General features: G+C 35.0%; 13 protein-coding genes and 1 pseudogene. 8 read left to right on the top strand and 6 right to left on the bottom strand.

Annotated elements, in window-relative coordinates:
• Positions 1 to 44 precede the first annotated feature (44 nt).
• Positions 45 to 5,003 carry a PKD domain-containing protein gene (locus AC2A1G_RS08700; protein WP_484046529.1) on the top strand — a complete coding sequence of 1,653 codons (4,959 nt, stop codon included), beginning with the start codon at positions 45 to 47 and terminating at the stop codon, positions 5,001 to 5,003.
• A gap of 147 nt (positions 5,004 to 5,150) precedes the next feature.
• Positions 5,151 to 7,019 carry a T9SS type A sorting domain-containing protein gene (locus tag AC2A1G_RS08695; protein ID WP_484046528.1) on the top strand — a complete coding sequence of 623 codons (1,869 nt, stop codon included), beginning with the start codon at positions 5,151 to 5,153 and terminating at the stop codon, positions 7,017 to 7,019.
• 439 nt (positions 7,020 to 7,458) lie between these two features.
• On the opposite strand, the gene AC2A1G_RS08690 is transcribed toward AC2A1G_RS08695, so the two are convergent.
• From AC2A1G_RS08690 to AC2A1G_RS08675, 4 genes are read right to left on the bottom strand one after another with little or no spacing between them, the layout of a single operon-like run.
• Complete coding sequence (locus tag AC2A1G_RS08690) at positions 7,459 to 8,802, bottom strand: exodeoxyribonuclease VII large subunit (RefSeq protein WP_484046527.1); 1,344 nt, start codon at positions 8,800 to 8,802, stop codon at positions 7,459 to 7,461.
• A gap of 11 nt (positions 8,803 to 8,813) precedes the next feature.
• On the bottom strand, positions 8,814 to 9,095 hold the full coding sequence (locus tag AC2A1G_RS08685) for an alpha-ketoglutarate-dependent dioxygenase AlkB (protein WP_484046876.1): 282 nt from the start codon (positions 9,093 to 9,095) through the stop codon (positions 8,814 to 8,816).
• Positions 9,023 to 9,439: a hypothetical protein gene (locus AC2A1G_RS08680; protein WP_484046526.1), complete on the bottom strand. Its 417-nt coding sequence runs from the start codon at positions 9,437 to 9,439 to the stop codon at positions 9,023 to 9,025. The genes AC2A1G_RS08685 and AC2A1G_RS08680 overlap by 73 nt, the downstream gene beginning before the upstream one ends.
• Positions 9,440 to 9,489: 50 nt before the next feature.
• On the bottom strand, positions 9,490 to 10,266 hold the full coding sequence (locus AC2A1G_RS08675) for a helix-turn-helix domain-containing protein (RefSeq protein ID WP_484046525.1): 777 nt from the start codon (positions 10,264 to 10,266) through the stop codon (positions 9,490 to 9,492).
• Between the two features lie 61 nt (positions 10,267 to 10,327).
• Here AC2A1G_RS08675 and dinB point away from each other — a divergent pair, with 61 nt between their 5' ends.
• From dinB to AC2A1G_RS08650, 5 genes are all read left to right on the top strand, one after another.
• On the top strand, positions 10,328 to 11,470 hold the full coding sequence (gene dinB, locus AC2A1G_RS08670; protein ID WP_484046524.1) for a DNA polymerase IV: 1,143 nt from the start codon (positions 10,328 to 10,330) through the stop codon (positions 11,468 to 11,470).
• A 10-nt stretch (positions 11,471 to 11,480) separates the two neighbouring features.
• Positions 11,481 to 14,561, top strand: coding sequence for a DNA polymerase III subunit alpha (locus AC2A1G_RS08665; protein ID WP_484046523.1), 3,081 nt, complete (start codon positions 11,481 to 11,483; stop codon positions 14,559 to 14,561).
• Positions 14,562 to 15,075: 514 nt separating this feature from the next.
• On the top strand, positions 15,076 to 17,043 hold the full coding sequence (locus tag AC2A1G_RS08660) for a hypothetical protein (RefSeq protein WP_484046522.1): 1,968 nt from the start codon (positions 15,076 to 15,078) through the stop codon (positions 17,041 to 17,043).
• A 5-nt stretch (positions 17,044 to 17,048) separates the two neighbouring features.
• Complete coding sequence (locus tag AC2A1G_RS08655) at positions 17,049 to 17,888, top strand: cupin domain-containing protein (protein ID WP_484046521.1); 840 nt, start codon at positions 17,049 to 17,051, stop codon at positions 17,886 to 17,888.
• 198 nt (positions 17,889 to 18,086) lie between these two features.
• Positions 18,087 to 18,338, top strand: a complete 252-nt coding sequence (locus AC2A1G_RS08650; RefSeq protein WP_484046520.1) for a hypothetical protein — start codon at positions 18,087 to 18,089, stop codon at positions 18,336 to 18,338.
• Between the two features lie 280 nt (positions 18,339 to 18,618).
• Here the strand turns inward: AC2A1G_RS08650 and mobB are convergent, their stop codons facing one another.
• Together mobB and mobA are read right to left on the bottom strand one after the other, a co-directional pair.
• Positions 18,619 to 19,905, bottom strand: coding sequence for a conjugal transfer protein MobB (mobB, locus tag AC2A1G_RS08645; RefSeq protein ID WP_484046519.1), 1,287 nt, complete (start codon positions 19,903 to 19,905; stop codon positions 18,619 to 18,621).
• Between the two features lie 12 nt (positions 19,906 to 19,917).
• A complete protein-coding gene (gene mobA / locus AC2A1G_RS08640; protein WP_484046518.1) occupies positions 19,918 to 20,343 on the bottom strand; it encodes a conjugal transfer protein MobA in 426 nt (141 codons plus the stop codon).
• A gap of 711 nt (positions 20,344 to 21,054) precedes the next feature.
• Between mobA and AC2A1G_RS08635 the strand changes: the two are divergent.
• A pseudogene (locus tag AC2A1G_RS08635) lies at positions 21,055 to 21,474 on the top strand (ParA family protein); the annotation flags it as partial.
• Between the last annotated feature and the right edge of the window lie 22 nt (positions 21,475 to 21,496).

Raw genomic sequence — 21,496 nt, 5'->3', positions numbered from 1 at the left:
AAGGTTTTTTATATCATTTTCATAACACATAAATTAATATTACTATGATAAAAACTAAACCTTATAAAAATAAAATATTACTCCTTTGGCTTTTTCTTCTGCCATTGCTGTTTTTCTCACAAAATACGGGCACGTCAATTTCCTGGAATAGTCAGGTTGGCTGTCAGGAGTATAACTCGCAGGAGAATGAAGATCCTAAGCAAGGCATCAGGCTGTTGGAGGAAATAGATATGGGTAACTGTATAAGGGTATGTGAGGGATCTCAAGTCACATACACTCTTGCATCTTCCACTCTAACTATTACCTCTGTAAATTGGGGAGTTGCAGGCGGTACCATTTCATCCACTGCAACTAATCCTCACAGTGCTACAATAGATTGGGGCAATACCGGTGCCGGATCGGTAAATTTCACTATCAATTACTCAAATGGAACCCAAGAAACAAAATCCATTTGTATTGAAAAGATTGATGGACCTGTTGCCCAATTTGCAATTGCTGCAGGCGGGGGCAAAGATGTATGCCAAAATACACCAGTGTATTTTGATAATCTATCTTTTCCCGGAGGCGGAACAGGGATTGTGAGCTATGAATGGGATTTCGCAGACGGAAGTCCAACTACTAGCGTTTTTGAACCTGTTCACACATTTTCCACAGCAGGTGTTTACACTGTTAGATTAAAAGTTACCAATCAATGTAACTGCAGCAGTTATTTTGAAATGGATATCAATGTTTTACAGGCAAATCCAATAGAAATAAGCTGCCCAGGAGTTGTATGCTTTGGTTCAAAACAAACTTATACTGCAAACAATACTTGTGATGGTGATTGGGATGTTATCGGGGGTACAATTTTAAATATAAATGGGAATACAATCGAGATTGCCTGGGATCAGGTAGATCCTGCTGATGGTTTCGGCTATGTGAAGTACCGTTCAAAATGTGGATGTCCAGCCTGGAACACGATTAAAATTCCTGTTGTAGTTCCAAATGGGATTATTCAGGGACCGACAAATGTCTGTATTCAGAAGCAGTACAAATACGAATTACCAAGATGGCCAACTACTGATTTCCAATGGGATGTTTCAGGCCCGGCACCAGTACAGAGTACTTACAATTCTCAACGAAATGAAGTCTTTTTAAAATTTACTTCTCCGGGAACATATACACTAAGAAGTTACTATGAAAACACTTTACTAAAATGTGGAGGAAAAAGTGAACCAATAACTATTGTAGTAACAGAACCTTTAAGCATTACGGGTGGACAGCCGGAAGTATGCACAGGAAATTCGTTAACTTTTAACAGTAATGGATCAGGAAATGTAATTTGGCAGGTTATACTCAACGGAGCTGTAATTGATACACAAAATACTTCAGGTTCATTTCAGTATTTATTTCCAAATCCGGGGACGTACATTATCACCGCAACAGACGCTAACGGAGGCTGTACCGGAGAAGGATATGTTGTAAAAGCTTTACCAATACCTCCTGCACCAACAGGAAATATCACCGGAGATCAAATTGTATGTGCCGGTATTCCATATACGTACACCATTACTCCACCAAATGCTGGTTTTTTACCTGTATGGAGCGTTGTAGGTGGAACTATTCAAGGTAGTAATACAGGCAATAGTGTAAATATCGTTTTTAATGCTTCCGCAACATCCTACGTTGTAAGTGTACAAAACAGAACGATAGGCAGTTTAGGTTGTCTCTCCTCTCCTATTAGCTATGCAGTGCAAAAAGTAGATTTTAATACCATAACAGTATCAAATTCTGCAGGAACAAATGTTTTCTGTCCAAGCAGCAGTGCAACATTTACAGCGAATTTCAACGGAATTGTTCCTGATGATTTTAACTGGAGCTTCGATGCTCAGCATCAGAACTTTGGAAGTTTATTAGTGGATCCTACTAATCCAAATGCAGTTATTGTTAACTTCAACGAGATTTCAGGTGGATCGACTGCAAATCTTATTTTGACAGTAACAAAGTGTGGACAGAATTTCCCAATTAATATTCCTGTTGTTTTACAAACGTTACCTGTGATTAGTGTTAATGGTGGTACAATTTGTGAAGGCAGTCCTACTTTTTCAGTCTCTGTAAACTTACCCTCAACAGTTAACAGCGGGACATTAACTTTTACATTTCCAAACACAGATACTGAGCAGGTGACTGTAGCATCCGGGGGAGGAACTCAGACATTTGTAATTGATAATCATTTTGTTAATTCAACAAACTCTGTAGTATCGCAGTCGCTTCAGGTTCAGCTTACCTCTCCTAACGGATGTAATTACATTGCAACCGCTGCAGTTAATTTTGATATTATTCCGGAACTGGATGTAACAATTACACCTGGATACTTCTACTCCATCTGTCCGACATCTACTTACAATGAACAGTTATCAGGAAGTATTCCATCAGGTATTAACAATGTTTCGTACCAGTGGTTTAAGAATGGATCACCGATAACGCCACTAGGCTATTATCCAACGTATTTGATAAATAATACTAATCAACCTTCACCAGGAGGATCCTACTATTTAGTTGTTACTACAAATAGTAATGGTTGCAAATCTCAGTCACAAAACATTATAGTTTCTGAAGGATGTGGATCATTCCCTCCATGTACAATTAATCCTAATCCAAATTTAAATGTTACAGCAACATGGATTGACTGCAATACAATTGCTGCAACTGCAACATTCACAGGTAATCCTAATACTTTTGAATGGTCTTCAAGTCCGTTTCTCCAATTACAATCAGGAAGTACAAGTACATCTGCAACTTTTACTGTAGTGGAAGCAGGAGTACACAGTATCAATCTGAGCTTGGATTACAATGGTTGTACTGCACAGAATCAAGTAGATATTACTAAAAATTACAAACCTGACTTCAAAGCTAAAATCAGTTGTAATAGTAATGGAACATATAATGTAACCCTTACAGACACTTCACTACTATCGGGTATTACATCTTCAGGTATTAGTTACAGTTACACGATGAATGGAGGGAATGCACAAAATGGTCAGATTGTAACCTACTCAGGACTGCAGCCAGGAACATCTTATAATTTCTCGATCAAACTTGATGGTCCAGGTAGTATGCCAGATTGTATTTACAGTGAACTTGTGACAATGCCAAACTTACCAAACACGCAGTTTAGCGTATCACAAACCACGGTTTGCAAAGGTGAAAAAATTATCTTAAGTATCCCGCAAGCAAACTTTCTACCGAATCATATTTATAAATGGTTATTTGCAGGAACTGCATATATCGCAAATAATGCAAATACTGATATTACTTTTAATACAGCAAGCCCGAACCATGAAGTACAATTAGAAGTTACAACTCCTGATGGTTGCGTATTTTTAAGCGCAATTGTTACAATTGTTGTGAATGAATCAAAGTTTTTAAGTGTAAATCTGTCAGGATTTAGTACTGATGTTTGTGAAACCAGTCCTAATCAGCCATTACTTATAGTTACTACAACTGGTAGTTCAGCATTAAATTATGAATGGATGAACGGAAACCAAAGCGTTACTACAACTTTGATTCCGAGTTATCAACCAATAACTTCAGGTAGTTATTGGGTCATTGTAAGGGATGCAACGAATGGATGTTTAGATAAAACCTCGGCAGCAGATCCGGTTTCTGTAAATATCCGTAGCGCTCCTCAGGTCAGTATTGTTGGCAGCTCCCAAGTTTGTCAAAATAATACAATAACATTACAGGGAGTTGTGACTGATAATAACCTACAGTATGAATTGATGCAAAGTTTTAACGGAGGAGGAAATTCTACAATTCAAACTGGAAATTCCGCAACACCGATTACTTACACTTCTGCTCCCCTGACTGTCGGAACCTATGTATACACACTAAATGTATGGTCTGCATCAGATCCAACTTGTTTAGGTAGTTCGAGTTTCACGGTTACAGTAAGCAGCCCTCCTGCAGCACCGAATGCCATCTTTACAGTTATTAACTGTTCACCATATACGGTGAAGTTATCTCTTTCCAATCCAGGTGCTGGAACTTATAACTGGAGCAACGGGCAATCAGGTTCTGAGATTTTTGTAAATACTGGTGGTTTGTATCAGGTAAATTACACTGCACCTTCAGGATGTACCTCTACTCAACAGATTATGGTTCCGCATAGTCTTGAAGATTTAATGTGGATTTTCCCAACAGGCTGCTATGACATCTGTAGAGGCGACGGATTTATCATCGGACCAAGAGGAACTTATGATAATTATGAGTGGCAGTATTTTGGTAATCCGCAACAAAGTGGTAACGGATTTATCAATCCTTTCTGGCCTTCAACTCCAGGTACTTATAATCTACATTTAGAAAATGGAGGATGTGAAATAACTTCTGGAAATATGAATGTCAGCCCATCTCCTAATAATCCAAATTGTGCACCCCGAGATTGCAAACTCGATTTTGCTTTACAATCTGTTAAAAAGGAAGGAAGTAACTATTTAATTTTTGGAACTATCATGAACTTCAGTAATCAGGCGGTTACGGTTAATTTAACAAGCGCCAATAATTACGGAGTATATTATCCATCCAGCATTATGATTGGTCCGGGACAAAGCTATAATATGAATCCTGTTATTTTTTATCCGGATCCAAATACATTCCCTGGTGGTGTAGATATTCTAACCATCACAGGGCCAATACCAGGGTGTGTGATAAAAGCTGAAGTAGTGATGGATGATTTGATTTATAGTAAAACAGCTGCTGCATCAATAAAAACGGAGTCAGTATTAAAGATGATTCCAAATCCAGCTCATGATGAGGTGAGAATAACTTATGATACTGGAAGTGATAAGGTAGAAGCAATGGGAATTTATATTTATGACCAAAGTGGAAATATTCGTCATCAAGAGAAATTATCTAAGTCAAAAGGCGAAGTAAAACTGAATGTAAGCAGATGGTTACAAGGAATGTATTTAGTTAATATAACTACATCCGGAAAACCAATGCAGGGAAAATTATTAAAAGAATAATTATCAAATTAAATCAGTCTGCCCTCCTCATTGGGCAGACTGATTTTAATTAATGTAATAAATATGAAAATCAAAAAAATATTGAAAAAATAACTACTTTACTATTAAAAAAAGATTATATATTTAATAATGATAAAAATAATGCGTATGAAAAATAAAATGTATATCCTGATAGCTTTAATGGCTGTTATATTTTTTAATGCACAAGCCTACACCTTCCAATGGGCAAAAACCGGTGGAGCCACCAATGGGTCAAGCAGTGTCGGATTTAATAATACATCCGATGAACATATTTTAGATATAGCGGTAGATAATCAGAACAATACATACTATTTAAGCTCTTTGTTTAATACTGTTCCAATATTAGACGGACAGACTGTTACTAACTATGGTGGTCGTAATTTAATTATATTTTCAACAGATTGTCAGGGAAATGTAAGATGGACAAGGACAATTGGGGGAAGTGGTAATACTGGTGGTTTAGCACAAAAAATTGTTTTAGATAATAATGGAAATCTATATTTAAGCGTTTTCATGCCCAATAATGCCACGCCTGGCAGTGGTTTTCTTCCGCCAAGATTTGGTGACAATAATATTCAACCCACAATCACTAATAATCCCCTTGAACCGCAGGCAGCACTAAGACAAGGATTTCTTTTGAAATATAGTACAGCTGACGGTCAATTGACATGGCGCAAAGACTTTCAGGGTGATGTTACATTCTTTAATAATTACATTGATTTAAGTGAACCTGTAATTGATTCGCAGGGATATTTGCATCTCCTTTTAGGATTTTCAAATGGAACTCATTTAGGCGGCTTAATTACTGTTCCCTCATCATATAATACGAATAATAATTATCAATATTATATAGTAAAGTATGATAGTTCCGGAAACATTGTTGGCAACCCTTCCTTAGTTCCACTGCAAGGTTCAACTACCTTTACAGGTGGATATTTAAATTTCATGTATGATGAAGCTAATGGCAGATATTATCTTGGTGGATCTAGAAATTATGAAGGAACAGGTAGTAATGGAGCTGCTCTTTCATACAATAATGTTCCAATTGCAGGTTCTTGTTTCCTTCTTGCTTTTAGCAGTACAACTTCCAATGAACTTTGGAGAAGAGAATTTACTACTACTTCAAGTATTGGATCTAATTTTATTTTTGGATTAAAAAAAGATCCTTTAACAAGCGATATTTATATTTCTGGGAAAATTGGAAAAACAACCAATACTGTCTCATTTGGAAGTGATTTTACTTTTTCAACTCCTCTAACAGGACAAATCGGTTATGTTATGAAACTAAGCACGTCCAATACCGGAAGTAATATTATCTGGTCGAATTATCCCACTGCTTTATCAGATGGTTCTACACAGGTAGCAATCGAAAATGCCAGAATGCCAATTACGATTAAAGGTAATGAAGTTCTTTTCGCAAAAGGAAGCATCCGTGAAACATGGGGGAATTTCCCTATGGTAAGACCTGTCAATGAGCGTACTGATCCTTTGGTTGTAAAATTTAATAAAGATACAGGTGCTGTAACAGGAACTCACGAAGTACTGGGAAGTTCGGGAGCAGAAGACCACTTTACAGCAATAGCAACTGATAATGATGGAAATATTATGCTCGGAGGGTTCATTAATGGACAATTGTTTGTTGATCCCAATGACGGGGTTCCGACAATCAGCAATGCTTCAGGATCTCAGAAAACTAATTTTTTCTTTGCAAAGCTGGCAAATACTGCATGCAGTGCACTAAGTACAGCTGAGACCAAAATTGAAGACAGCCAAATCTCATTTTACCCAAATCCAACACAGGATTTTGTAATAGTAAGCACTAAAAACACTTTACAAAATTATGCAATCTACTCTACTGCAGGCCAACTCGTGAAAAAAGGTAAATTTGATAGTAATGATAATAAAATCCAAATGCAAAGTCTTTCAACAGGAAACTATATTATCAAAATTACAACTGATAAGGGAAATCTTACCGGTAAAGTAATGAAGAGATAAATATTTTTTATTTTTTATAATTAATTCAACCAATGGTCATTGCAACATGACTATTGGTTTTTTTATGAATTAATTGCTTAATACAAGTCTTATGAAAAATAATATAATAATTATGAAGATTAATTATGATTTATTTCAATATACTGCGTTTGTATCCTGTTAAGTTTCTGATTTTTCTATGAAGATTATCATTCAGGAAGGTACAAGTGAAACAGCAATCAATTCCTGAAAACAATAAAGTAGAACATTGATGTAAGTCTAAAATATTTTTCCAGAGATTCTGTAATCTACGATTTTGGAAATCTAAAAAGATTTTTCCCTCAAGGACAAAGGAATATAATAACACCTTTGGAGTCCAGACAGTCTTTCAAACAGCTTGTTGTTTAACGACTCATTTAATCTGTAAGACATAATCTTAACTTAATGACTATTAAAAAACTTACATCAATTTTGCCATTACAAATCCTATGATCAGTGCCAAAATAAAAGCAATAATGATTTTTGCATAATCCGTCTTACTGTTCTCAACCTGCTGATTCAATCTTAAATTTTCTAGCTTCATCATTTCAATATTAACCTTTAGGGAACTAGTCTTCTCATCGATGGCGGATTGTGTATTCTTCTCGTACATAGCAGCAATTTCTTTCTTGTAACTTTCCATGTCTGCCTGACGTTGCTTTTGCTGTTCCTGAAAGTTTTTAGTTATATCTTCAAGCTGTTTCGCTGAATCCTTCTGAAGCTTTTGAAATTCCTCGTTTCTTATTTTTAACTGTTCGCCGAAAGTTTTATTATGGGTTTCGCTCTGTTCTTTGTATGTTTTCTGAGCTTCGGTAAATTCTTCATTTTTTTTCTTTAATTGTTTTTCCAGAGTTTCAACCTGCTCTGAAAACTGCTTGGAAACATCTTTCTTGACCTCATCAATCAGTAAAGATCTTGAATTTGATCGCTCATGGGAAAGCTTCTCAACTATAGAATGAAGCCCTGCACCATAATCGTGCGGTAAGTGAAATCGTTTGTCAGCAAGTTTGTCCAGCAGTGTTTCATCAACAGTATGACCGATTGCTGTCACCGTGACTGATTTAAGGCTAACAAAAACTTCTGCCAGTATTAAATCATTAAAGGTCTCCATGCTCTGACGATCTCCCCCACCCCGTACGAGAGCAATAATATCATAATTCAAAGCTGAAACTTCCTTCAGTTTTGAAATGATAGCAGTAGATGAAGTTATATTACAGTTGTGATTATCAATATCAAAATTCACTGACGATACATCTACCCCTTCTAAAAAGTCGTTTTGTACAATCGCATTATTACCATAGATATTGGCTACTTTGATTTTTTCGTTTTTTAGAATCTTTTCTCTAATTAAAGTATCAAGATTCTTTGATCCGATTTCAAGCTTCTTCTGAATAAGCTCATATCTCTCCAATTCCTCCTCAGATATTGATTTTTCCTCTTGCCGGATGATCTCATCAACAACAAAACGGAGTTCAATAGATGAATTTTTTATACTCTTTTCGATAAAACCTCTCAGCGTGTAGACATCATTGTTGTTGATTTTACTTCTAAGCAGCGCAGAAATTCGAATTCCCACAGAAGTGTTGTCACCTTCAGAAAATAGATGGTCGTAGTAATGATTACCGTAAGATTTACCACCACCAAAAGAATATCTGCCTTTCAGATAAATCAGATTGACCATAGCATTTAACTTCAGTGCATTACTAAAGATTCCTATCACTGCCGTGGGTGAATAGACCGTACGGTTTAAATTTTGATCCTCCATATAAATTTAAATTACAATTCCCGGATTAGCCGAAAGGTCAGATTAATTCTTTCTTTCATTGGAACAGTAGATTTAGCAATCCTATGCTCCCAGTTTTCCTGTAAATCTCCTTTCATAATAAGCAGAGAACCACTTGGAAGCGGAAGACTGTATTTGCTTCGATGATGATCTTTTTTTCTGAAATCAAAATTTCTGGTGTGCCCGAGACTGACTGATGCAATCACTGGCCGCTTTCCGTAACTGCTTTCTTTATCCCTATGCCACGCAACTGAATCATTATTATCACGGTACAGATTAAGCAGAACGCCATTAAAGCTATATCCAAATTCTTTTTCAATTTTTCCTTTAATAACAAAAGCTCCGGAGTCCAGCTGTTTTTTACTGATGCATTACTGTCTGCAGTTTGATAAGATTTTCTGTCATCTCCGTACCATGCAGTCAGTCGTGGTGTTACAACCTCCTTATCATACATTTTCTGTGTTCGCTGCTCCCATTTAACCGTTCGAAGCAGATGATTTTTTAATAAATCTGCTTCATCCAGGCTGATAAAATTCTCTCTGTATTCCAAAAGATCTTTCGGAAATTCGTAAAATTCATCAGCATCAAATAAACTAAGCTGGCCCATACCACTTTTCATTTAAAATATTTTTCCTGATAGTAAGTCACCTCTTTTTATTCTAAAAAAGCTCAATTCTTAGCACCTACTTTTTCTTTGATCTGTTTTATATCGGTCTTGATTTCCGAGATAAAATTTTGAATATGATGCTCTGCAAATTCGTCAGGTCCATATTCTTTTGTATTTATACTGCAGGCAAATTCCCATATCTCTTTGATTTCAGTTAATGGAATCTTATATGGCTCATAAAATTGATTGTCAGCTCTAACCCAAATACTATCAGCTTCGTGAAACTGGAACCTTTTATAACTGATACCATCATTGGTTGTAATGAAAACATACGTTCTATCGGTTTTTAAGTCCGAAAGATTTTCTACATATTTTCCTACAATATAAGTTCCGTTCTTGTAGGGAGGCATTGAATCCCCATCGGCTGGAAATGCCCTGAACTTACCCCCTTTTAAGAAAGGTAACGAAATGGTATCAAGACCTTCTATGTATTCCGGATCACTGTAACCGTTCAGGTAACCCATCGAAGCCTTTTGCTGAACAATCTCAATCTGATCGTTCCCCTCATTATCGACCCTTACCGGCAGAACAATTCTGTTGTCGGGAAGTTCAATAATCTCATCGATTGAAAATTTCCTGACATCTACATTGACCAGAAGGTCAATGCTGATATCATAGTATTTTGAAATTCTAATCAATATTTCAATAGGAGGTTCTGACCTTCCATATTCATAGGCTACATATCTGGATCGGGTAAGCATTAAAATATCTGCCAATTCATGTTGAGTAATATTTTTCTTACCTCTCAGGAACACGATGTTATCAGAGAATTTTGACATTGTTACAATTTTAGACAACAAAAATACAAAATTTGTTTTAAAACGTGACTAAATTTACACCATGGAAAGAACAATTGCACATATGGACTTGGATACCTTTTTTGTTTCCTGTGAGCGGCTTAAAAATTCTGAACTGAACAATAAGCCCGTAATCATTGGAGGTGGAGACCGTGGCGTAGTTGCATCTTGCTCTTATGAAGCCAGGAAATTTGGAGTTCGTTCTGCCATGTCTCTGCGAATGGCAGAACGCTTGTGTCCCGAAGCTAAGGTCATCAAAGGTGACATGGAATATTATTCCAATATGTCACATCTGGTTACTGAAATCATTCAGGAGAAAGTACCCGTTTTAGAGAAAGCCAGTGTAGATGAATTTTATCTTGATCTTTCAGGAATGGATAAATTTTTCGGATGCTATCAGTGGACAACTGAGGTCGCAGAGTCAGTCATGAAAAATACAGGTCTGCCTATAAGTTTTGCACTCTCTTCCAACAAAACAGTTTCAAAAATAGGAACAGGAGAAGCGAAGCCAACAGGAAAATTAGAATTAATAACACAGAATATACAGCCATTTCTAAATCCTCTTTCTATCAAAAAAATTCCAATGGTGGGTAACGTGACTTTCGAGTTGCTTTCCAGATTAGGGGTTAGAAAAATAGAAACCCTATCTAAAATGCCTGTTGATGTATTGCAACAACTTATTGGAAAAAATGGACTTACCCTTTGGAAAAAAGCGAATGGTATTGATGAAACTCCTGTGGTTACTTATTCGGAACAAAAATCAATATCTACCGAAACTACTTTTCCTGAAGATACTATTGATATGCAGAAACTCGAAAGCACTCTATCAGGAATGGTAGAACAGCTCTGCTATCAACTGAGACATGAAAAATGGCTGACCTCAACAGTCTCTGTAAGAATCAGGTATGCTAATTTCTATACAGAAGTAAAACAATGCAAAGTTCCTTACACTTCAGCAGATCACACCCTACTCAGGTATGTATTGGAACTATTTAAAAAAGTATTCACCAAAAGAATGAGAATCCGTTTGGTTGGAATCAAGTTTACAGGTCTTGTTCCCGGAAAACATCAGATGAATCTTTTTGAAGATACGGAAGAAATGATCTCATTATATCAGACTATGGACAAAATTAAAGACAGATTCGGTGTCAAGAGTATAGGAAGAGCTTCAGGTTTTTTAAATTAATAAATCGCATATGTTTCTCAATTGCCATACCTACCACAGCTTGCGTTATGGAACTATATCTCTTGAAGATTTGGTTCAGCTGGCTGTTGACCATCAATTAAAAGTTCTGGCATTAACCGATATTAATACGGTAACTGGAATCTATCAGTTTTATAAACTTTGTCAGAAAAATGGTATTAAACCTATTATTGGAGTTGATGTACGGGTTGAAAATGAGCAGTATTATATTTGCTTAGCTAAAAATCCCAAAGGTATTGCCGAAGTGAACAGACTGTTGACATATTATAATTGTGAAGGAATTGAAATTCCAAAAGTAAATCCTTCATTGGAAAATTGTTTTGTAATCTATCCCCTACAAAACACTCCTGAAAAATTATCGGAGCATGAATTTATAGGAATAAGAAAGGATGAATTAAATCTCCTGATTAATCCTGAATACAAATCTTTAATTCACAAAATGGTCATTCTGCATCCGATAACCTTTAAAACCGAGGAAGAATTTGAGCTTCACAAGATACTAAGAGCAGTAGCTGGTAATGTTTTACTGAGCAGACTTACGGAGAAAGATTACTGTAAGAAAAATGAAACTTTTATTCCTAAAAAATCACTTTTAAATCAATTCGAAGCTTATCCTAAGATTATTGAAAATACGAAGTATATAGTCAATGAATGCAGTTTTGATTTTGATTTCAAGACGCCAAAAAACAAAAAATATTTTACTGATAGTAAAGAAAATGATTTTAAATTATTGATAAAGCTGGCATATGAAGGTTTAACCAGAAGATACCCTGATCATAATCAACAAGCTAAAGACAGAGTCGAAAAAGAATTGACAGTTATTAATCAGCTTAATTTCTGTGGCTATTTTTTAATTACCTGGGATATTGTGCAATATAGTAAAAGCATGAGCTTTATGCATGTGGGAAGAGGAAGTGGTGCTAACAGTATTATTGCTTATTGCCTGGGAATTTCTGATATATGCCCCTTAGAACTGGACTTATACTTTGAAAGATTTCTCAACCTAAACCGTAAGTCACCACCCGACTTCGACATCGATTGGAGTTGGAAGAACCGTGATACTATTTTAGAATATATCTTTAATAAATATGGGAAAGACCATGTAGCCTTTTGTGGAACCAATGTAGAGTTTAAAAGAAAATCGAGATTCCGAGAGCTGGGAAAAGTATTTGGGCTTCCAAAAGACGAATTGGATCAGCTTTCAAAAAAATCAAGAGATCTGCATGATCAAAATTCAGTTGTTCAGGAGATTTATAAATATGAACAAATGTTAGTAGGGTTTCCTAATCAGAGAAGTATGCATTCGTGTGGAATCTTGATTTCGGAAGAACCTATCACCTATTATTCTGCTTTAGAATTTCCTCCAAAAGAATTTCCTATCGTACAGTTCGATATGCATACTGCTGAAGATATTGGATTGGAAAAATTTGATATTCTTTCCCAAAGAGGATTGGGCACCATTAAAGATACCGTTCAGTTGATTGAGGAAAAAAAAGGAATAACGATAGATATAGAAGATACAAGAATTTCGAAGAATGAAACCCTATGTAATGAATTTCTAAGCATTGGAAAAACGATAGGATGCTTTTACATTGAATCTCCTGCTATGCGTGGGCTACTCAGAAGGCTGAAATGTGATAATTATAAAGTCTTGGTCGCTGCCTCTTCTATAATTCGTCCAGGAGTTGCCCAAAGTGGTATGATGAAAGAATACATCTTTCGACATAATCACCCCGGTCAATTTGAATACTTCCATGAAGTGTTTGAAAAAGAATTAGGGGAAACCTATGGCATTATGGTGTATCAGGAAGACGTTATAAAAATTGCCATGCACTTTGGTGGTGTTTCCGCTGCAAATGGTGATGTCTTACGTAGAGCCATGAGTGGAAAGGGACGTTCTCTTTCTGCTCTACAGAAATTAAAAGATGAATTCTTTGAATCCTGTAAGACAAAAGGACATCCTGAACAATTGTCTCAAGAAGTCTACCGACAGATAGAATCTTTTGCAGGTTACTCATTTTGTAAAGCACATTCTGCTTCTTATGCTGTTGAAAGTTATCAGAGTTTGTACCTAAAAGCCTACTACCCTATTGAATTTATGGTTTCAGCAATTAATAATGGCGGAGGGTTTTACAGAACCGAAGTCTATGTTCATGAAGCTAAAATGTCAGGCGCAACTATTCACAATCCATGTGTGAACCTCAGCGAATTCCACACGACAGTATATGGAACAGATGTTTACTTAGGGTTAATGCATATTGAAAAACTGGACGCGACTGTTAAACTTTTTATTCCTGAAGAAAGAAAAGAACATGGTGATTACATATCCTTAGAAGATTTTATCAAAAGAGTCAGCATCGGCATTGAAACTTTGCAGATATTGATTTTTGTAGGTGCTTTCAGATTTACAGGAAAACAAAAACATGAATTATTAATTGAAGCGAGATTTCTTTTATCAAAGAATCAATACAAAACAAAAATTATATCGTTGTTTGATGAACCACAGAAAGATTACCAATTACCAGTTATTGAAAGAAATCCTTTTGAAGATGCTTTTGATGAAATTGAAATATTAGGTTTTCCAGTTTCTTATTCAATTTTCGATTTACTAAAAACCAAGTACAGAGGTCACGTACTGGTTAAAGATCTTTTTAATTACCACAAAAAACAAGTGAAAATGCTCGCTTATTTGATTTCAAGAAAACATGTTCCTATAAAAAAAAGAGGTCATCTTGGACAAAAAGACGATATGTATTTTGGAACCTGGATAGATGCTGAGGGGCAATATTTTGATACCGCTCATTTTCCAGACAGTCTTCGACAATTCCCCTTTAAAGAGGGAGGTATTTATCTTCTGTTGGGAACTGTAGAAGTAGACTATCATTTTCCAACGATTACAATCACAAAAATGTCTAAGATGCCGCTCATTGCAGATCCCAGATATTCTATGGACGAGGATAAAGCAAAAGAAGTGGAAAACAGTCTTCGTGAAGATGTAAGTATGACATCCAGAAAACCTTACCCGCAGGAATATGAAATTGGTTTACCCCGTATCAAATCAAAAACAAATTGATTGAAAATTATAGAATAAATTAAAATTAATACTTATCACATCTTTTTATTTAGTCTATTAAATCAATAAATCCATACATCAAAAGTTTTACCAACAAAAGCTCCCTGATGTTGTTATTCATCAGAATGTTGATTATTATTTGTGAGTTTTATAAATACAATAAACCAAATATATTAAAACTAATGCTTCACAACTACATTAGTTTATGATGCGAAGAAAAGATAGCTTTTTTAGTCCGTGTTAAGCATAAAAGAGTCTTACCACACAATAATGATGGATTAAATGGGCATACCACAAATTCCGTATAAATACCTATTTAAAATATTTTCATTTTGATTAGTTTTATCAAATAATAATACACCATGAATATCACATTAGATTTTCCCATTCAGAGGGAAATCATTCTTGACATATGTCTTTCTCATACAACTTAGAAAATTACTGTAGAGCAAACCAATAACTGCTACAAATCCTTTTAAACTTTAATAAAAATCATAAAATAAACTAAACAACTATGGCAAATTTTGCTTCATCAAAAAACTTGGGTAATGGATACCCTACGCCAGGTCCTCAGCGACCGGATATTCAAGACATCATGAATCACGCATATTTCCTGACAGACGGTCAGTGGAAAGAAGCTAAAGAGAATAATTCTTACGATTATGTAATTATTGGATCGGGCTTCTGTGGATATGCCTTTGCTAAAAGAATTTTGGAAAAAGACAAAGAAGCAACGATTCTTATGATCGAGCGTGGAGGTTTTTTATTACCAACTCATTTTCAGAACTTAGGTGCGAGTTACAAGAAACTCGTTGGTCCTATTTCTGAAACTTTTCCTTGGAGTTTGTCTCAATCTACTATGCTCGAAAAAGCTCCTTATCGTGTATCGCAACATGGTATGTTGCCATATTTTGGTGGCAGAAGTTTCTTGTGGAGTGCCTGGTGTCCTCAACCCGAGAAATCTCAGGCTGAGAAATGGTCTCCAGAATTATTTAAGTCTTTAACAGAAAAAAATAATGAAACCTCTTATTATGATGAAGCAGTCAAATTGTTGCATGTTCATAAATCCAACAAGCTGCCTTTTTCGATGAATTTAGAAAAGTTGAATTTGGTCGATAATTTAAGTCAATTGCGACTGCCTGAATATGGTAGTTTACAAGAATCTATTCATGATATATTCAGTAGCAAAAGAGAAGAGTTTAATTCCCATAGTGAGACGGGTGCACATCTAATGAAAGTAGAATATGCATCTTTAGCTTGTGGTGATGGTGAGAATAAAGGTATTGATTTTAATAAGTTTTCTACCCCAACAGCTATTCTTAATTTGGTAGACAGTACTGCATTTTCAACTAAAAATATAGATAAGGATGTTGAAAAAAGAAGAAGACAAGGCAATAATATGTATCCCAATAGATTACATATTGTTACGGACTGTATTGTGGAAGAGATTTTGAATGAAAATAATCAAGCTTATGGATTATTGACATCAAGAGGAACCATTGCATTAAATGATGCAGAATTGATATTAGCAACCGGCTCTATGCCACCGGCTACTCTAATTCAAAAATCTTTCAACCACGAATTAGCGGGTAAGCATTTTACAGCACATACGATTTCCGCAATAACTGCCAGAGTTGAGAAAAATAAATTTTCAAAGCTTTTAGGAGATCAGGCGATTTCAGAAAACAGCAATTTGCAAATGGGAGCAATTTATCTGCCTTTCTTTGCGAAAAATGGACAGCAGTTTCATATTCAACTGTCCATTATCCACGACCCTAATCCTGATAACAACAAAGAGCTGGCAATGCGCTATATGCCTGACGTTGTGTCTACAGCATCTCCCGAGCAATTGGCAGATTCAGAAAATCATGTAATCTTAGTGTGTGCTGTTTTAGGTGAATTAGATATTCATAATCCGGATTCATATTTCCAATCCAATAAAAGTTCTGACGCTACAACTGCAAGCTTACTTCGTTGTAATCCAAGTTCATTAGATAAAGAAACTTGGGATGATATGGGTAAAACCACCTATAATATTCTTGATTATCTATTTGATGAACCTGAATATTGGTATAGTGATTTAAACTATTATCAAGAGTGTCGTGTAAGTGGTAAAGATTCATTGCCCGAGCGTTGTAAAATACAAAATACATGGGTGAAGAAAAAAGACCGTACACTGTACCCACATGTTCCCGCAATGGTACACGAGGGTTCTACATTACCTATTGAAAACAATAATAATATTGAGGCTGTAGTGAATTTAGAATATCAGTTGTTAAACATAGGTAAAGCGGTATCTAATTTATTCATAACAGGAGCATCATTATGGGCTCAGAGCGGTGCCTGGAATCCCACTTTAACCATGACGGCAATGGCATTACAATTAGCTGATAAAAGATTTGTAGCTAAAGAAGAACGTCTTAGCCTGAAAAAAACTGAATCTACTACTCTTCTATCATCAATCGACCAATCTAAATCTTAATTACCATGGAAACTATGAAACTTTTAGAAGCAAATTTAGAGTTAAAATCTGTAGAAAATATGGATGGCGTCTATACATGTGTGAAAGATGTTGATTCGAGATTTGTTTTTTGTAATGAAAACTTTGCCAGATTAGTAGGAAGCTCTGTCTCTGACATTGTAGGACAAATTGATGACAGAGCAGATCATGTAAAGGATGATGAAGCGGTACGGAATTCAGGTGTTCCATTATTAAATCATCGTGAAGTAATAGAACTACCAGATGGATCCCAGCAACCCATCCTTACCCAAAAAGGATTATGGCGATGCGCAACTGACAAAGCTAAAATTTTGGGTACGACAGTAAACTTCTCTCTGCGGAAAACTAAAGAAATGTGGATTAAAGATTTGGGACTTAAGTTAGTAGATCGTGTTGGTTACTTTAGCATTGATAGCACTCATGAAGCTGACAAAGACAGCAGCTATTCATTGAACTATATACTTATAGATAATCTTCCAAAGTTAAAATTGCATATGCTTACCATGGACGAACAATGGTTTTTTCATGAAGGTTCTGCATTACAAATTTATATTTTCGATTTGGTGAAAAAGACAGCTACAGTGAAGACCTTAGGTCAAAATATTGCTAAAGGAGAAAAGTTACAAGTTGTAGTACCAAAAAATACATGGTTTGGTGCTGAAGTTGTAAATAAAGATTTTAATTTAAGCAGTTGTACCTTAGCACCAGCTTTTTATGAGGGCTGCAGTACATCTCTACCAAAAGATGATGATGAACGAAAAACTTTCTTAAATCATTTAAAACATACTTTTCCAGAATTTATTAATATAATCGACGAACTTTCCTAAGTTTATAACTTATAACAATTTACCTCATTTAGTGTCTTGCTGAATGAGGTTTTATTTAGTTAATAACAATCTCAAGAAGTTTTGTATATACATTTAAAAATTGATCAAGGTTAAAAAACTTTTATTGCACAAGATGTTTAAAGCTGTTAAAATATACTTTCAAAGAAAATTTTTAAATTCGTAAGTACAATTTATTCAATGATGTCAGATAGAAGAAAACAGAGAGCGAAACGAATATTGAAGACTACTAATAGAAGTCTTGTAAAATCTGCAAGAAGAGCTTCAGAAAATTCACAAAGGATTTCAAGAGCTTTAGGTATTTCGTATGAAGTTATCCGAAATGGCAAAATCTATCGTATTGAAGGGAATGTTACAGAAGAAATAGGAATTGTCTCTAAAGTTACTTCAGAAAAAACAGGTCTGAAAAAAGGAAGTAAAATACACTTATGACCAAAAAACTCAGAGTATTTTGCGACCCCAATGACTCGGGAAAATCTACGCTACTTTCAGAGTTTATAAAAACAAATTTAATCCCAGGTTAATTGTTAATTCTGATCAAATGAATATGATTGCAGAGATGGAAAATCAAGTAATCACTTTACCCGTTGATGAAGATCATATTCCCAATTGGTTTTTAAAATATTTGATTAACCTAGAATAATATTAATTTATAGAGATTTTGTATTTTAATTGAAGTCATTTTTACTTTAGGTTAAAAGTTAAAAAAATTTCATTCTATCTTTTTTTTAACTCTTTTTAGCTTCTTCTTCATTCTATTTTCAAAATCCAGCTCTTCATAATCCTCACCTTGAATTTCCGGCAACATACTACCTATTCCATTTATTTTAGAATCTGAATCGTCATGTAAAAAATTAAACAATTCATGAGGTTCTTCTGGATTTAAAATTTCAGGTCTATTCTGAATTCCAACTAGCTTTTCAATATTATTGTTCACTTGTTCTTTATGGCCAACACCTTCATTCCAAATTTCATTAAAAGCATTCGCAGAAAATTCTTTCCCTAGCCTGGAACCATTCCAAACCGACTTAGACTGATGATCAATGAAAGTGATTCCATATATTCTGCCAGAGGCATTGCGTCTCAATACGGTATTAATTCCCATCTGTTGCAACTTATTTTTAAATTCGCTTTCATTAGGATAATTATTCATTGCTAAAGTCAAAGTCTCTTTCAATTTTTCATGTATAGAACTTAATTTCAAAGTTTCTTTTGATTTCAAAAAATGATTATTCAGAGCTTCAAAGCCAGCGTTTTTTCCAAATAAAGAAGCCTTGAAAGGTTGGCTTATTTTTTCATTTTTATCGTTTATAGCAAAATACAAAAGTCCATTTTTTCCAACTCTCTTTTCTGATTTTTCAACTTTTTCACAGGAAATATTAAAAAGTGAAAGTAATGCATTATACTCGCCTAACGTCTGAAATTGGTAGTAATTTGGAATATGTCGAATGACAGTAGCGAGTTGACTTTTTAGATCCCCTGCCTGATAATTTACCGGACTGAAAACCTTTTCATTTTGTACAGATTCTTTATTTGGAGCACTAATCAAGATATATTTTTGTTCCAATTCACGACAAATCTTCATAGATTTTCTTTTCTCAAACTTGTCGGATATTTTTTTGCCCTCTTCATCAACTCCAACACTTACGATATGAATATGGGTGCGGTTGATATCTGTATGCTTAAACACCACAAAAGGTTGTTCACCATATCCCATTTCATTCATGTAATCCTGAGCCATCTTTATAAACTTTTCATCTGAAACCTTGTCATTAGGATCAGGATTAAGAGAAATATGTAATGCCGTTTTTTCTGTATTTTTATTTGCCACCAAATAAGGTTCAAATGATTTTGCTAACTGAGCAACAGTATATTTCCCGTCCCTTGTTTCAATCATTTTATTCATCAACAAAATCTTCCCATTCTCATCATCCACCTTCTGTAGATTATAAGCTAAAGCACCATACACATTATTTCCTCTACCCACTTTAGCAATCATTTCTGTTTATTTTTAAAGATAATTTCGATTAAATTCTTCCGTTAACTCAATGATTTTTCTGCCAAGATTTGCCATCTCGGCGGTTTGCTTTTCTAATTTAAAAAGAAATGCCGCAGCTTTTTTCTCGGTAAAACGGCTGTATAAAAGCTTAACTACTTGATTATAATTTACACCAACAGCACGAAACTGACCAAAAAGAGAAGTCAATCTCATGTAAAAATCGGTAGTTCCTTTGTCAATTTTCACTGCCTTAATTTCCTTACTGAACAATACTGCAATAATAAATTTGGCCTTATTACTCATTCCTGAAGCTTCAAAAAGGCTTAATAGGTGAGCATTTTCTTCATCAGTCAAACGAAAAACATGACGATGAATACTAGGGTTTGTTTTCGGATTTCTCCCACCTCTATTTTGTTTTACATTTTTATTCTCTTCCATTTAATCATAATTTATATCATAAAAAAACTGACTTCGGAAGTTTTTTCCAGCCCTCTGCAAGAGCAAGTTGTTTTGAGGCACAAAAAACAGTTATGAGGCACTCAAAACACAACTTGCTGTGTTCTTTCGAACACCATAATCTGTCATCGGGACAGAATATTATATCCATCCTAAAAAGCCTTAGGCTTTCATTTCTTCTTCCTAAAAATTCATTAAAAAACTCACAAGTCATTCTCTAAGCAATTGGTTTACAAAGTAAAATAGAGTTTATATAAAATTAACAACTGACGGTCTGACCAAATCCAACCTTTTAAAGCCAAAGACAACCACTTCAATAAAACCGAAAGAAAATGAAAGGTTCTTTGCACCAGAATTCTGTAGCGCAGTCTTTCAATGCTGTTTGACTGAAGGCAAGAACTCACGATCGCCTGCATCCCTGCAATCTTGAATTCAGTAATGCAGGAAATACAGATTGATTGTTGGAATACATTCAGAATATCTTGATTGATTGATTGATTGATTGATTGATTGATTGATTGATTGATTGGAAAACTACTTCAAGGCTTTCCATCAAGAGAACTTGACGTCATGATTGTATGATAAACTGCAACCTGACTGCAGGTTATAATGATTGCAAGAATTACATCATGAAAAGTAGACCGATAGCATTCCTGCTTACCATCAAAAATTTACAACTTTAATTTTTTTATTATGAACACAAAAAAACAACCATTGTTTATTGCTTTTTCATCACAGAAAGGTGGTGTAGGAAAAAGCACATTTACGACACTTTTAGCAAGTATCTTACATTATCGATTAGGATATAATATTGCTGTATTTGACGCTGATTTTCCTCAGCACAGTTTAATGAAAATGAAAACCAGAGATCTTGCGATGGTGATGGAAAATCAACATTTGAAAAAATTAGCTTATAAACAGTTCACTACCATAAACAAAAAAGCATATCCAGTCATTCAGCATAAAGCAGAAAATATTTTAGAAGCTGCTCTTGAATTTTCAGAAACCTCAGCTGTCCCTGTAGATGTTATTTTTTTTGATCTGCCAGGGACAGTTAACTCTCCCGGTATTTTAAAAGCGTTGGCTGGAATGAATTATATTTTCACTCCCATTAGAATATTAAAAATTTAATAAG

Source organism: Chryseobacterium sp. HNCC26DJ240 (assembly GCF_057180485.1).
The sequence above is the reverse complement of the archived record's forward strand: the minus strand, read 5'-3'. Positions and strand labels throughout refer to the sequence as shown.